We start from the raw sequence: 13,505 nt of genomic DNA, 5'->3' as shown, positions 1-13,505 counted from the left end.
CGCCATCAGCATGACCAAGCCACCCACCCGGGGTCCCGACATCCACTAACTGCACCAATGCACCCGCAGGCGCGGGCCAGGCTGCTGCAGCGCGACCCGGATCGGGTATTCGCTGATGTCCTCGCCTGCCAGCGCCGCCTGCAGCACATCGAGCTTCTGCTTGCCGCGCAGCAACAGCAGGCGCGTGGGAATTGGCGCCAACCCGGCCGGGGTCAAGGTGATACGCAGCGGCCACTGGTTGGCACCGGGGCAGCCGGTGGCGTCCAGCGACGCGTACGGCTGCGGGCTGGCCAGGGCCTTGGGTAGATCGGTCGAGCCGGGGAACAGCGAGGCGGTATGCCCGTCGCCGCCCATGCCCATCACCGCCAGGCAGGCCGGTTCGGCATGCGTGGCCTGCAAGTTGGCGGTATGCACGCACTCGGGCAGCTGCTTGCCCGGGCGCACCAATGGGATGAAAGTGGCCGCCGGTGCATGGTCCAGGAAGCTCTGCTTGACCAGCCAGGCATTGCTGTCCTGGTCCTGTGGCGAGAGCCAGCGCTCATCGACCAGGCCCACCTCGACCCGCGACCAATCCAGCGGGCGATGCGCCAGCGATTCGTACACCGGTGCCGGGGTGGTGCCGCCGGACAACAGCATGCGCGCCTGGCCGCGGCGCGAGATTTCCTGTTCCAGCAGGTCGGCCATTTCGCTGGCCACCGCTTCGGTCCATTCGTCGAGGTCGTCGTAGCGCACCAGGCTGATGCGGTCGTTGTCCTGCAAACTCATCGCTGCTCTCCCGGCAATGCGCGTTCGGCGTCCACCGCGTAGGCCGCTGCACCCAGCAGGCCGGCATGCGGATGCATCACCGCCAGCGAGGGCACTCGCGACATGATCGCGGAGAAACGGCCCTTGTGTTCGAAGCGCTGGCGGAAGCCGGAATGCTGCAGCGAATCCAGCACCTTGGGCACCAGCCCGCCAGTGAGGAAGACGCCGTCCCAGGCACCCTGCATCAGCACCATGTCACCGGCGATCGCGCCGAAGATGGCGCAGAACAGATCGATGGTGCGCGAGGCACGCGGGTCGCCGGCGGCGGCACGTGCGGTGATGTCCTTGGGCTCCAGCGGGCCGGGGTCGATGCCGGCAATCTCGCTCAGCGCGCGGTGGATGTTGACCAGGCCCGGGCCGCAGATCAGGCGCTCGTTGGAGACGCGGCCGAACTGCTCGGACAGGATCTCCAGCACGCGAATCTCTTCCGGCGTGCCGGGCGGAAAGCTGACATGGCCGCCTTCGGTTTCCAGCGGAAAACAGCGCCCGTTGCGGATGATCAGGCCACCCACGCCCAGCCCGGTGCCCGGGCCGATCACGCCGTAGTTGCGCGGCTGCTCGATCGGTGCCGGGCGCCAGCTGGCGCCGCCCACCTGTACTACGTCCTGTGGGCGCAGCAGGCTGATCGCCATGGCTTGCGCGGCGAAGTCGTTGATCAGGTGCAGCGTGCTGAAGCCCAGCATGGTGGCGGTACGCGAGCGCGAGATCACCCACGGGTGGTTGGTGATGCGGGCTTCGTCGCCATCCACGCGGCCGGCCACCGCGAACACGCCCTTGGTGGCCTGCACGCCGATCTGGTCCAGGTAATAGCGCGCGGCCTCGCCCAGCGAGCCGAACTCGACCACCGCGAACTCACGGCAGGTGTCGTCCAGCAGCGGTACCGAGGCATCGATGTCGGCCAGCGCAAAGCGCGCGTTGGTGCCACCGATGTCGGCAACCAGCACCGGCTTGGAAGGAGCGGTCATGCGTTGTTTCCCTGTGCGTCGGTGGCCGGGGGCAGGAACGGTGCGGCGGTCTCGGGGCCCCAGCTACCGGCCGGATACGGCTGCAGCGGCAGCTGTGCGTCCGACCAGGCATCGCTGACGCTGTCGATCCAGGCCCAGGCGGCCTTGACCTCGTCATCGCGCACGAACAGCGCCGGGTTGCCGTTGAAGGCATCCACGAACAGGCGCTCGTAGGCGATGCGGCGGTGCAGGCCGGTGGGCACGGACAGCTCCAGTTCCAGCGGCTGCAGTTCGATCGCGCCCCATTCCGGGCCGGCCAGGCTGCTCATCAGGCCCAGCTCGATGTTTTCCTGCGGCTGCAGCTGGAAGGTCAGGCGGTTGGGCACCGCGTTCTGGCGGTCCGGGCGCTCGAACAACCAATGCGTCACCGGCTTGAGCGTGACCACGATGCGCGTGGAGCGCTCGGCCAGGCGCTTGCCCGTGCACAGGTGGAACGGCACGCCGGCCCAGCGCCAGTTGTCGATGTGCGCGGTGACGGCGACGAAGGTTTCCACATCGCTGCCTTCCGGCGGGTGGTAGGCCTGCGCCGGCTCGCCGTTGATGGTGCCGGCGGTGTAGCGGCCACGCACGCTGTCGTGCGCGGCGTGCTCGGCGGTCATCGGGCGCAAGGCGCGCAGCACCTTGACCTTCTCGTCGCGGATGCGGTCAGCTTCCAGCGAGGCCGGCGGCTCCATGGCCACCAGGCACAGCAACTGCAGGATATGGCTCTGCACCATGTCGCGCAGCGCGCCGGAGCGGGCGTAGTAGGCATCGCGGCCGTCCACGCCTTCGCTTTCGGCCACCAGGATCTGCACCGATTCGATGTAGGTCCGGTTCCACACCGCTTCCAGCAAGGTGTTGCCGAAGCGCAGCGCCACCAGGTTCTGCACCGCGGCCTTGCCCAGGTAGTGGTCGAGACGGAACACCCGGTCTTCGTCGATCAGTGCGCCGATCGACTGCAGGATCTCGCGGGCGCTGTCCGAATCGTGGCCGATCGGTTTTTCCAGCATTAGCCGGTGCGGTGCAGCCAGCGCGCCGCCCAGGGCCAGGCCCTGGCAGGTGCTGATGTAAAGGCCCGGCGGAATCGCCAGATAGCTCACGCACTGGCGGCTGGCCAGTTCGCGCACGGCCTCGGCCACCGACTCGGCATTGCGCAGGTCCACCGAGCGGTAGTCGACGCGCTGCAGCAGCGCATCGATCTGCGCGGCGGTGGCAATCGGCAGCGCCTGGGTCAGGCGCGGGCGCAGGACCTCGCGGAAGGCGTCGGTGTCGTGCGGCGACAGGGCCAGCGCACGGATGCGGAAGTCCTCCGGCAACAGGCCGTCGACAAACAGGCGCAGCAGGGATGGGAAGAGATAGCGCTGGGCGAGATCGCCGGTGGCGCCGAACAGGATCAGGGTGTTGTGCATGGACCGAGTTTCAGATTCTGGAGACATCGTTATCAGCGGCTTGGCGGGAAGGCGCCGGAGATGCCGGCGGTCGGTACGTCTGTTCCTGGCGACACTTGCGTGCGCGCAGCGGGGATGGACGCTGACGCCCAATCCCCGATTGTTGCAGCAAGTGACGGTCAGCGGTTAGCGCTGGAGCGGTATACCTGCACCTGCGCGGCGGCATGATCGGCCTTGCGCAGGTAGAAACGCTGTCCAGATGGACGGCGTGAGTTAGTGGCGGCATGGTCCCTCCCGAGGTCGATGTTGCCATGTGAAAACGATTACATGTCAGAATAAACCAATGCATTCGTTTGCAGGAGATTTCCTTGCAAGCGCTATGGCGTCACTACCATCGGGAGGGCCGAGGGTGGGGCGCACCACTCCTGTTGAGGCCGAAAGATGGCGAAAGTGCAGTTGGAAGGTGTCCGCAAGGTCTACGAGAACGGGCAGGTTGCCGTGCAAGGGGCCAGCTTCGAAGTCGCCGATGGCGAGCTGATGGTACTGGTCGGGCCGTCCGGCTGCGGCAAGTCCACCTTGCTGCGCATGATCGCTGGGCTGGAGGACATCAGTGCGGGCACGCTGCGCATCGGCGACCGTGTGGTCAACGACGTGGCGCCGAAGGATCGCGACATCGCCATGGTGTTCCAGAGCTACGCGTTGTACCCGCACATGACCGTGGCCGAAAACCTGGCGTTCGGGCTCAAGCTGCGCGGCCACCCCAAGCAGGTGATTGCCGAGCGGGTGAACAATGCGGCCGAGTTGCTGGGCTTGACGCCCATGCTCGACAAGCTGCCCAAGGCGATGTCCGGCGGCCAGCGCCAGCGCGTGGCGCTGGGGCGCGCCATGGTGCGCGAGTCGGCGGTGTTTCTGCTCGATGAGCCGTTGTCGAACCTGGATGCAAAGCTGCGCCACAGCGTGCGCACCGAGATCGCGCAGCTACATCGCAAGCTCGGCACCACCATGATCTACGTCACCCACGACCAAGTCGAAGCGATGACCCTGGGCCAGCGCATCGTGGTGCTCAAGGATGGTGTGATCCAGCAGATCGACAGCCCGATGGCGCTGTACGACCGCCCCGCCAACCTGTTCGTGGCCGGCTTCCTCGGCAGCCCGGCCATGAACGTGCTGCAGGGGCGGCTGGATGCGCAGGACGGCCTGCATCTGGTGATGGCCGATGGCTGGCGCGTGCCGCTGGGCGCCGCGCAGATCGATCAGCGCTGGCTGGGCCAGGAGGTCGTGGTGGGCGTGCGCCCCGAGCATCTGCAGCCGTCAGCCGACGCGCAGTTGGGATTCGATGCACGCATCGATGTCATCGAGCCGGTGGGCAATGAGATTTTCCTCAATCTCGACCGCAGCGGGCAGCCGCTGGTGATCCGCGTCACCCCGCAGGTGTTGCCGGCGGCGGGCGAGTCGCTGCGTCTGGCCTTGCGCAGCGAGGCACTGCATTTCTTCGACCCGGTCAGCGGCGAACGCCTGACGACCTCGGCCTCCTGATACTGCGTGAGGGAGCTGCCGGCCTCGTGCAGAGGTCGGCAGACGCTGCGCATGCGTTGACTCGCTTGATGCCCCGCGAACGGCAGTCCGCCGCGGGCATGGCAGTGGCTGCGGCGAAATGTCGCACCAGCCTGTGGAGCAGAATCGCTGCCCTTAGCGGGCCAGCCCGGGCAGGATCTGCAGCGGTCGGGCAGGGGAGGTGCCGGCGCTCAGCGTCATGCCTGCCCCAATTGCCAGCTCCAGCGGCAGCACCGCTAGCGCCACGTTCTCGGCGCAACTGACCACACTGCCCACCTCAGCGCCGTCCAGGCGCACCGCATCGCCCGGCGCAACCGCAGCGTCGGTTTCAAGCAAATGCACTGCGCGTTTGGCCTTGCCCAGAAAATGCGTGCGCGCCACGATTTCCTGGCCCGGGTAACAGCCCTTTTTGACGCTGAACGCATGCAGCTGGTCCAACGCCAGCTGTTGCGGCGTCCACTGTTCGCGCTGCGCATCAGGCAACCGCACCAGCCCTAGCTGTAGGTCTGCGCGACGCCATGCGGCATCCATGTTCGGTAGATCGATAGGCGCTGCCAATGTGTCCGGCGCGCGCAACACCAGCGTGCGCGGCAAGGCAGGGCTGCCCATGTCCAGTTCGATCGCATCCACACCCACGTCGGCATGTGCCGCCTGCGCGCGTGCGGGTGTGGCGAACGCACCTTGTGCGGCCAGCGCAATGGCGGTGAGGCGCAGCTTGCGCCGGAACACGAAACGGCCGAGCTGCGCGGCGATCTCGGCCGCGTTGCCATCGGGCAACAGCATCAGCAATTGCGCATCCTCATCACGCAAGAGTGCGAAGATGGCAATCACGCGCCCCTTCGCTGTCAGCCACGCATTCCATTGCCACTGCCCAATCGCCAGCGCTTGCACGTCATTGGCAAATTGGGCATGCGCGAACGCCACTGCATCCGAACCGCTCAAGCGGACGTATTGCATGTCGTGCAGGGAGCCAAAACCCTGTGGAATAAGATTCAGGTTGTCAGCCATGGAAGGGGAGGACTAAAATCGCAATGTTGTGAGACCACTATGATAGGCCATCCAACCCCCACCCCAGCGCAGGATTCCGAGACGCAGCCTTCTCCTCAGGAGCACATTCCCGAGAAGAAACCCCTGCCCAAGGAGATTGGTGGGCGCGACGGCCCTGAGCCAACGCGCTACGGCGACTGGGAAAAAAATGGACGCTGCATCGATTTTTGAGCAGCTTTTAGCCACAGCGGCCTAGTGCCGCCCAGCCGAGAAAACGAGCCCAGCGAATGGCGACCCGCGAACGTCCACTTTCCCCGCATCTTCAGGTGTATCGCTGGCAGATACAGATGGTGACCTCGATCCTGAATCGAGCCACCGGCATTGTTCTGTCCATCGGCGCCCTGGTGATTGCCGCCGCCTTGCTGACCCTCATGCTTGGCCCCGACCACTGGAATTGCTTCCGCGACATGGCGGCAGCCTGGTATGGACAGGTGTTCCTGTTCGGCTGGACCTGGTGCTTTGCCTTCCACCTGTTTGGTGGTCTGCGCCACATCCTGCAGGACTTCGGCCAGGGCTATGCGGTGCGCTCGTTCGTCAGCATCGGCTGGTTGTCGGTGATTTTGAGCTTCGTGCTGACCGCCGCCATCTGGGCGTACGTGCTGCTGTCCGGAGGTGCCGTATGAGCCGCTATAGAACCCCGTTGAAAAACGTGCGCGGCCTGGGCGCCGCCAAGACCGGCACCGAGCATTTCGTGGTGCAGCGTTTGACCGCCACTGCGTTGGTGCCGCTGTCGATCTGGTTCCTGATCTTCGTATTGAGCCTGATCGGTGCCGACCACGCAGCGGCGAGCGCCGCGGTTGCCAAGCCGTGGAACGCGATCCTGCTGGTGGGCTTCCTCATTGCCTCGTTCTGGCATGCGCAGCTCGGCATGCAGGTGGTGCTGGAGGATTACGTGCACAACTCGCTGCTCGCCCTCGCGGCGCAGACCCTCGTGCGCTTTGTCGCCGTTCTCGGTGCCATCGTCAGCGTGTTTGCCGTGGCGCGCATCGCGCTAGGCATCGCCTGAGCCAGCGACCCAACAGGAATCCATAATTCGATGTCCGCTTACAAGATTACAGAACACAAGTACGACATGGTCGTGGTGGGCGCCGGCGGCGCCGGCTTGCGCGCGACCTTCGGCCTGGCCCAGAAGGGCCTGCAGACGGTCTGCCTGACCAAGGTCTTCCCGACCCGTTCGCACACCGTGGCCGCGCAGGGTGGTATTTCCGCCGCGTTGGGCAATATGGGTGAGGACGACTGGCGGTATCACTTCTACGACACCATCAAAGGCTCCGATTGGCTGGGCGACCAGGACGCGATCGAGTACATGTGCCGTGAGGCGATCCCGGCCATCATCGAGCTCGAGCACTACGGCGTGCCGTTCTCGCGCACCGAAGAGGGCAAGATCTACCAGCGCCCGTTCGGCGGCATGACCACCAAGTACGGCGAAGGTCCGTCTGCGCAGCGCACCTGCGCCGCCGCCGACCGCACCGGTCACGCAATGCTGCATACGTTGTACCAGCAGTCGCTGGCGCACAACGCACGCTTCATGATCGAGTACTTCGCGCTCGACCTGATTTTCGACGAAGAAGGTGTGTGCCGCGGCGTGCTCGCGCTGGACATGGCCGAAGGTTCGCTGCACCTGTTCCGCGCCCACGGCGTGGTGCTGGCCACCGGCGGCTACGGCCGTGCCTACTTCAGCGCCACCTCTGCCCACACCTGTACCGGTGACGGCGGCGGCCTGGTGATGCGTGCTGGCCTGCCGATGCAGGACATGGAGTTCGTGCAATTCCATCCCACCGGTATCTACGGGGCGGGCTGCCTGATCACCGAAGGCGTGCGTGGCGAAGGCGGCATCTTGCGCAACAGCAACGGCGAGCGCTTCATGGAGCGCTATGCACCGCACTACAAGGACTTGGCCTCGCGCGACGTGGTGTCGCGTTCGATGACCATCGAGATCCGCGAAGGCCGTGGCGTTGGCGAGCACAAGGACCACATCCTGCTCGACCTGACCCACCTCGGCCCGGAAGTGATCAACGACAAGCTCCCCGGCATCGCCGAGAGCGCGCACATCTTCGCCGGCGTGGACGTGGCCAAGCAGCCGATCCCGGTGCTGCCGACGGTGCACTACAACATGGGCGGCATCCCGACCAACTACCACGGTGAAGTCGTGCGCAAGCAGGGCGACAACCCGGATGCGGTGGTGCCCGGTTTGTATGCGATCGGCGAGGCGGCCTGTGTGTCGGTGCACGGCGCCAACCGGCTGGGCTCCAACTCGCTGCTGGATCTGGTGGTGTTCGGGCGTGCGGTGGCCAACCGGTGCGCGGAGACGGTCAAGACCAACCAGCCGCACAAGCCGCTGCCGTCCGATGCCTGCGACAAGGCGCTGGGCCTGCTGGACAAGTTGCGTCACGCCAATGGCTCCACGCCGACCTCGGTGATCCGCGACAACATGCAGCGCACCATGCAGTCGGATGCGGCGGTGTTCCGGACCAGCAAGACGCTGAAGGAAGGCGTCGACAAGATGGCCGAGATCTTCGCCACCTTCGAGGACGTCAAGGTTTCGGACCGTTCGCTGGTCTGGAATTCGGACCTGATCGAGACCTACGAGTTGAACAACCTGCTGCTCAATGCGGTGGCGACGATCAACTCGGCCGAGCAGCGCAAGGAAAGCCGTGGCGCGCACGCGCACGAGGATTTCCCGGACCGCGACGACGTCAACTGGCAGAAGCACACGCTGGTCACCGTGGACGACAAGGGCCAGTGCGACTTCGAATACCGCCCGGTCCACATGTACACGCTGAGCAAGGAAGTGGATGTGGTTCCGCCGAAGCCGCGCGTCTACTGAGTGCCGATGCAGATGCCGCATTTCGCTCCTGCATCGCGCTTGCCGGCCGGCCCTGAAGGGCAGGGCGGCAGCGTGGCGCCACAGTGCGAACGCGGCATGACGCACGCGCAGCGCCGGCAGTTCGCCGGCCGCTGCACTCCCGCATCGGTGGTGGCATCCATCGTCTTCAATTTCAAGCGCACGCTGCGGTCTCCCATCGCACCGCGCATCGCCTGAGCCAACGAGAGCAGCTATGGCAGAGTTCACCCTCCCCAAGAATTCAAAGATCGGCAAGGGCAAGCACTACCCTGCACAAGGCGCCAAGAACAAGCGCACCTTCAAGGTCTACCGCTGGGATCCGGATGGCGACGCCAATCCGCGCACCGACAGCTACGAAATCGATCTGGACAAGTGCGGGCCGATGGTCCTGGACGCGCTGATCAAGATCAAGAACGAGATCGACCCGACCCTGACCTTCCGCCGTTCCTGCCGCGAAGGCATCTGCGGTTCGTGCGCGATGAATATCGATGGCACCAATACGCTGGCCTGCACCAAGGCGATCGCCGCGTGTGGCAAGGCCGAGGTGCCGATCTATCCGCTGCCGCACATGAGCGTGATCAAGGATCTGGTGCCGGACCTGACGCATTTCTACGCGCAGTACGCCTCGATCAAGCCGTGGATCCGTACCCAGACCCCGCCGCCGCCGGACCGCGAGCGTCTGCAGTCGCCGGAAGACCGCAAGAAGCTCGACGGCCTGTACGAGTGCATCCTGTGCGCGTGCTGCTCCACCAGCTGCCCGAGCTATTGGTGGAATGGCGAGCGTTACCTGGGCCCGGCGATCCTGCTGCAGGCCTACCGTTGGATCATCGACTCGCGCGATGAAGACACCGGTGCACGCCTGGACGATCTCGAAGACCCGTTCAAGCTGTATCGCTGCCACACCATCATGAATTGCGCCCGCACCTGCCCGAAGGGCCTGAACCCGGCGCTGGCCATTGCCGAGATCAAGAAGTTGATGATGGCGCGCCGCGCCTGATCCTGGCGCTGATGTCCTGCTCAGGCAGGACGTCGCCACAGCGGCACCGGCCCTCAGGTCTGGTGCCGCTGTCGTTTTCGGCCCGCTACAAGGCGGGGTGGAGAAAGAGATGGATGAAGACACACTGCTGAAAAAACTGCGCTGGCGTTGCCGGCGTGGCATGCGCGAGCTGGACCAATTGTTCGGCCGGTATCTGGACCGCCGATGGGCGCAGGCTCCTGCGGCCGAGCGCGCAGTTTTCCTACAGCTGCTGGATTGCGAAGACGATAAGTTGTGGCGCTGGTTCATGGGATACGAGGCTTGCCCCGATGCCGACAACGCCGCCCTCATCGCCGATATCCGCGCCATGCCGGCTTGACTGGCGCCCCTCGCGCGGGCTCGCCTGCGCGTTGAGCCTGATCACCGTTGCCGCACTGTGGGCCATTTGGCGGTCTGGCGTGCCGGTCTGGCTGGCCGTGGGCTTGTCTGCGTATGGCGGTGTGATCGGCGCACGTACGATCTGGTTGCTGTTGCGCTCGCCAGTGCGGCAACTCGTTGTGCCGTGGACGGATGCGGCCGCCAGCGTGGATGGAGAACGCGTGGATGCGCTGCAGGTAACGTGGCGCGGGCCGATGGCGGTGGTGTCGTGGGCGCATCCGGGAGGCCGCCGCGTGCGGCTGCATTTCTGGCCGGACACGCTGCCAGCCGCGCAGCGACGTGAACTGCGTCTGGCCGCTCAGGCCCGTGCCATTTCGTCCCGGCGGTCGCTAGTGGCACCATAGCGTCCCTTTCCTGGTTGAACCGCATGTTCAAACCTATCCCGGTTGCCATCGGCTTGCGCTATCTCCGCGCCAAGCGACGCAATGGCTTCATCTCGTTTATTTCGATGGCGTCGATCCTCGGCATTGCCCTGGGCGTGACGGTGCTCATCACCACGTTGGCGGTGATGAGCGGTTTCCAGAAGGAAATCCGCGACCGCCTGCTGCAGATGGCCGCCCATGCCACGGTCAGCGCCGAAGGCGCGCCGATGCAGGATTGGCGACACGCGGTCGAAGTGGCCAGCGCGGACCCGCGCATTGCCGGTGCCGCGCCCTATATCGAAACCGAATCGCTGCTGCAGGGCCCGCGCAAGCAACCGGCAATCGTGCGCGGTGTGATTCCGTCCGAAGAAGCCAAGGTCTCGGTGCTGGCCAAGAAGATGCAGCAAGGCTCGGTCGACAGCCTGACGCCGGGCTCCTACAACATCGTCATCGGCAAGGAGCTGGCGCTGTGGCTGGGTGTGGATGTCGGCGACAGCATCGTGGTGCTGCTCAGCGATACCCAGGCCACCCCGTTGGGCGCGATGCCGCGGCTCAAGCGCTTCACCGTTAGCGGCATCTTCGAGGCCGGCTACAACGAGATCGATCGTGGCCTGGCCGTGGTGAACATGGAGGATCTGGCACGCGTGTTGCGCATGGATGGCGTCACCGGCGTGCGTCTACGCCTGCACGACATGGATCAGGCGTTTACGGTGGCACGCGATCTGGCCTTGAAATTACGTGGGCCATATCGCGTGAGCGACTGGACCCAGGAGAACGCCAACCTCTATCACTCGTTGAAGATGGAAAAGACGGTGATGGGCATCCTGCTGTCGCTGATTGTGGCGATGGGCGCCTTCAACCTGGTGTCTTCGCAGGTGATGCTGGTGACCGACAAGCAGGCCGATATCGCGATCCTGCGCACGCTCGGGCTCTCGCCTGGCGGGGTGATGCAGGTGTTCATGGTGCAGGGTTCGTTGATCGGCTTCATGGGTACGATCATGGGGGTGATCGGCGGCATCGTGCTGACGCTCAACCTGGAGCGCATCCTGGGTGCGATCGAAGCGGTGTTCAGCGTCAAATTGCTGCCCGAAGACGTGTATTACATCACCGGCTTGCCGACCGACATGCAGACGCAGGATGTAGTGGTGATCACCGTGGTCGCTCTGGTCATGAGCTTCTTGGCCACCTTGTATCCGGCATGGCGCGCCTCGCGCACCCAGCCCGCGGAGGCGCTGCGTTATGAGTAATGTTCCAGAGTCGGTGCTTGGAAAAACGCAGGCAGACAAGAGCGCGGCGGTGATTCGCGCCGAACGGCTGGGCAAGACCTACGCCGAAGGCAAGATGCGTACGCCGGTGTTCGATGGCCTGGATCTGTCGGTGGCGACTGGCGAAACCGTGGCGATCGTCGGCGCTTCGGGTGCAGGCAAGAGCACCTTGTTGCACTTGCTCGGTGGGCTCGACATCCCGACCTCCGGCGAGGTGTATGTCGCGGGCCGGCGCATGTCTGCGCTGTCCGATGGCGAGCGCGGCAAGCTGCGTAACCGCTCGCTCGGTTTCGTGTATCAGTTCCATCATCTGTTGCCGGAATTCACTGCGCTGGAAAACGTCATGATGCCGGTGCTGTTGTCCGGGCAGGACGTGGCGATCGCGCGCGGGCAGGCACTGCAGTTGCTGGAATCGGTCGGCCTGGGGCACCGGGTGGAGCACAAGCCCAGCGAATTGTCGGGTGGCGAGCGTCAGCGCTGTGCGGTGGCGCGGGCGTTGGTGAACAAACCGGGTTGTGTTCTGGGCGATGAGCCCACCGGCAATCTCGACGACAAGACGGCCGGCACCGTGTTCGAGCTGATGCTGGAACTCAACCGCGCCCAGCGCACGAGTCTGGTGCTGGTGACGCACGATCGCAGTCTGGCGCGACGTCTGGACCGCGTTCTTGAATTGCACCAGGGCAAGTTGCGTGAACTGGCGCCTTCAGCGGTGTGAGGCCTCTTGCCGTGTTCGGTGCAAAGAGGGTGCCGAACACTGTGGTGGTAAGCAGGCTGGCAAGATGGGGCGCAGGCATTCTTGCAGTCATTGCTAGAAAGGACGTGGCTCGTCGCCACCGTAGGAGGCGCTTGCGCGCGATGACGATTGTTCGATAACGCCTCATCGCGCGCAAGCGCGCTCCTACGAGATCCGTACGAGATCCGAGCGATCACGGCATCTGCGTACTGCGCGCGCCGCTCCGCTTTCCGTTTGAGGGGCGAACTTTGAGCGCATCGAACGATGCGCCTGTGTTGCTGGACTACCCACGACAACACGATTGAGGTAAGCATCATTGCCGCCAGGATGGGAATGGGCTGTGCGGTTGTTGATGTCTTTTGCTCACCGTGAGCTCCCTGATTGCACTGTAATTCGGCAGCCGTTGTGCGGATTACGCTGCTGGAACACTTAGCACTTAGCCACCCAAAACCCCAAACCCAGCGCCAAGCACTCAGCACCAACCACCAATTGCCGAGCAAGTGCGACGCTCTCGTCGCCAAGCACGTCCGGCCACAAGCGTGTAACCGGACGTCCAGCCTTCCAATGCGTCCTGGCCTCTAAGAACCTGTTCACGATCTTTTCTGATCAGTGCAGACTATGCGGATGCGCCAAAAGACCTATCCGAGTGACATGAGCCGGGAGCAGTTCGAACACGTGCTGCCGATCCTGGAACAAGCGCGTAAGCGCACCAAGCCACGCCGTGTGGATGTGTATGAGGTGTGGTGCGCAGTGTTGTACGTGCTGCGAACCGGTTGCCAATGGCGAGCGCTCCCCAGCGACTTTCCGAAGTGGCGGACCGTGCACTCGTACTTTGCCAAGTGGAGCGAGTGCAACGATGAGGGAGTGAGCCTGCTGGAGCAGGCACTTAAAAAATCAGGTTGGCGTGGCCCGCGCCAGACAGGAGCGCAACGCTTGCACCAGGTTCTTGATTGTGGACGCGCAGAGCGTAAAGAACACGGACACAGCGGCGCAAAAGGGATATGACGCGGGCAAGAAGGTGTCGGGCATCAAGCGGCATATCGCTGTTGATACTGAGGGATTGCCCCACGCAATCGCGGTGACGACGGCGGAGGTGACCGACCGCAAAGG

General features: G+C 64.6%; 15 protein-coding genes and 1 pseudogene. 12 read left to right on the top strand and 4 right to left on the bottom strand.

The features are described from left to right. Positions 1 to 45: 45 nt before the first annotated feature. The 3 genes from pgl to zwf are packed head-to-tail and all read right to left on the bottom strand — an operon-like array spanning position 46 to position 3,196. The gene (gene pgl / locus QRM60_RS05370; protein WP_011037289.1) at positions 46 to 765 is read right to left on the bottom strand and encodes a 6-phosphogluconolactonase; all 720 of its coding nucleotides are present in this window, start codon (positions 763 to 765) and stop codon (positions 46 to 48) included. Further along, a complete protein-coding gene (gene glk / locus QRM60_RS05365) occupies positions 762 to 1,769 on the bottom strand; it encodes a glucokinase (protein ID WP_012438227.1) in 1,008 nt (335 codons plus the stop codon). The genes pgl and glk overlap by 4 nt, the downstream gene beginning before the upstream one ends. Then, positions 1,766 to 3,196, bottom strand: a complete 1,431-nt coding sequence (gene zwf / locus QRM60_RS05360; protein ID WP_285445760.1) for a glucose-6-phosphate dehydrogenase — start codon at positions 3,194 to 3,196, stop codon at positions 1,766 to 1,768. The genes glk and zwf overlap by 4 nt, the downstream gene beginning before the upstream one ends. Before the next feature lie 420 nt (positions 3,197 to 3,616). Here zwf and ugpC point away from each other — a divergent pair, with 420 nt between their 5' ends. Then, complete coding sequence (gene ugpC / locus QRM60_RS05355) at positions 3,617 to 4,711, top strand: sn-glycerol-3-phosphate ABC transporter ATP-binding protein UgpC (RefSeq protein ID WP_115556135.1); 1,095 nt, start codon at positions 3,617 to 3,619, stop codon at positions 4,709 to 4,711. Positions 4,712 to 4,864: 153 nt separating this feature from the next. Here ugpC and QRM60_RS05350 read toward each other — a convergent pair whose 3' ends face one another. Further along, on the bottom strand, positions 4,865 to 5,737 hold the full coding sequence (locus tag QRM60_RS05350; protein ID WP_115556134.1) for a folate-binding protein YgfZ: 873 nt from the start codon (positions 5,735 to 5,737) through the stop codon (positions 4,865 to 4,867). Between QRM60_RS05350 and QRM60_RS21470 the strand changes: the two genes are divergently transcribed. The 11 genes and pseudogenes from QRM60_RS21470 to QRM60_RS05295 form a co-directional block, all read left to right on the top strand. Beyond that, entirely contained in the window at positions 5,639 to 5,947 is a 309-nt protein-coding gene (locus QRM60_RS21470; RefSeq protein WP_308507412.1) for a DUF1674 domain-containing protein, read from the top strand. The genes QRM60_RS05350 and QRM60_RS21470 overlap by 99 nt on opposite strands. A 56-nt stretch (positions 5,948 to 6,003) precedes the next feature. Next, positions 6,004 to 6,399, top strand: a complete 396-nt coding sequence (gene sdhC / locus QRM60_RS05340) for a succinate dehydrogenase, cytochrome b556 subunit (protein WP_011037283.1) — start codon at positions 6,004 to 6,006, stop codon at positions 6,397 to 6,399. Next, the gene (sdhD, locus tag QRM60_RS05335) at positions 6,396 to 6,782 is read left to right on the top strand and encodes a succinate dehydrogenase, hydrophobic membrane anchor protein (protein ID WP_014507844.1); all 387 of its coding nucleotides are present in this window, start codon (positions 6,396 to 6,398) and stop codon (positions 6,780 to 6,782) included. The genes sdhC and sdhD overlap by 4 nt, the downstream gene beginning before the upstream one ends. Positions 6,783 to 6,812: 30 nt before the next feature. After that, positions 6,813 to 8,603 (top strand): succinate dehydrogenase flavoprotein subunit, encoded by a 1,791-nt coding sequence (sdhA, locus tag QRM60_RS05330; RefSeq protein WP_012438231.1) that lies wholly within the window; start codon positions 6,813 to 6,815, stop codon positions 8,601 to 8,603. Positions 8,604 to 8,609: 6 nt separating this feature from the next. Then, positions 8,610 to 8,819 (top strand): hypothetical protein, encoded by a 210-nt coding sequence (locus QRM60_RS05325; RefSeq protein WP_285445759.1) that lies wholly within the window; start codon positions 8,610 to 8,612, stop codon positions 8,817 to 8,819. A 16-nt stretch (positions 8,820 to 8,835) separates the two neighbouring features. Beyond that, positions 8,836 to 9,618: a succinate dehydrogenase iron-sulfur subunit gene (locus QRM60_RS05320; protein ID WP_011037280.1), complete on the top strand. Its 783-nt coding sequence runs from the start codon at positions 8,836 to 8,838 to the stop codon at positions 9,616 to 9,618. A gap of 109 nt (positions 9,619 to 9,727) precedes the next feature. After that, the gene (locus QRM60_RS05315; protein ID WP_014507842.1) at positions 9,728 to 9,976 is read left to right on the top strand and encodes a succinate dehydrogenase assembly factor 2; all 249 of its coding nucleotides are present in this window, start codon (positions 9,728 to 9,730) and stop codon (positions 9,974 to 9,976) included. After that, positions 9,927 to 10,379, top strand: coding sequence for a hypothetical protein (locus QRM60_RS05310; RefSeq protein WP_043921775.1), 453 nt, complete (start codon positions 9,927 to 9,929; stop codon positions 10,377 to 10,379). Before QRM60_RS05315 ends, QRM60_RS05310 begins: the two co-directional genes overlap by 50 nt. Positions 10,380 to 10,402: 23 nt before the next feature. Beyond that, positions 10,403 to 11,644 (top strand): lipoprotein-releasing ABC transporter permease subunit, encoded by a 1,242-nt coding sequence (locus QRM60_RS05305; RefSeq protein ID WP_014507840.1) that lies wholly within the window; start codon positions 10,403 to 10,405, stop codon positions 11,642 to 11,644. Then, positions 11,637 to 12,377, top strand: a complete 741-nt coding sequence (gene lolD / locus QRM60_RS05300; RefSeq protein WP_161962701.1) for a lipoprotein-releasing ABC transporter ATP-binding protein LolD — start codon at positions 11,637 to 11,639, stop codon at positions 12,375 to 12,377. Before QRM60_RS05305 ends, lolD begins: the two co-directional genes overlap by 8 nt. Before the next feature lie 642 nt (positions 12,378 to 13,019). Beyond that, positions 13,020 to 13,505 (top strand): annotated as a pseudogene (locus QRM60_RS05295) (IS5 family transposase); the annotation flags it as partial.

This window comes from Xanthomonas sp. fls2-241-TYG-148 (assembly GCF_030208815.1).
GTDB lineage: Bacteria > Pseudomonadota > Gammaproteobacteria > Xanthomonadales > Xanthomonadaceae > Xanthomonas > Xanthomonas campestris.
The sequence above is the reverse complement of the archived record's forward strand: the minus strand, read 5'-3'. Positions and strand labels throughout refer to the sequence as shown.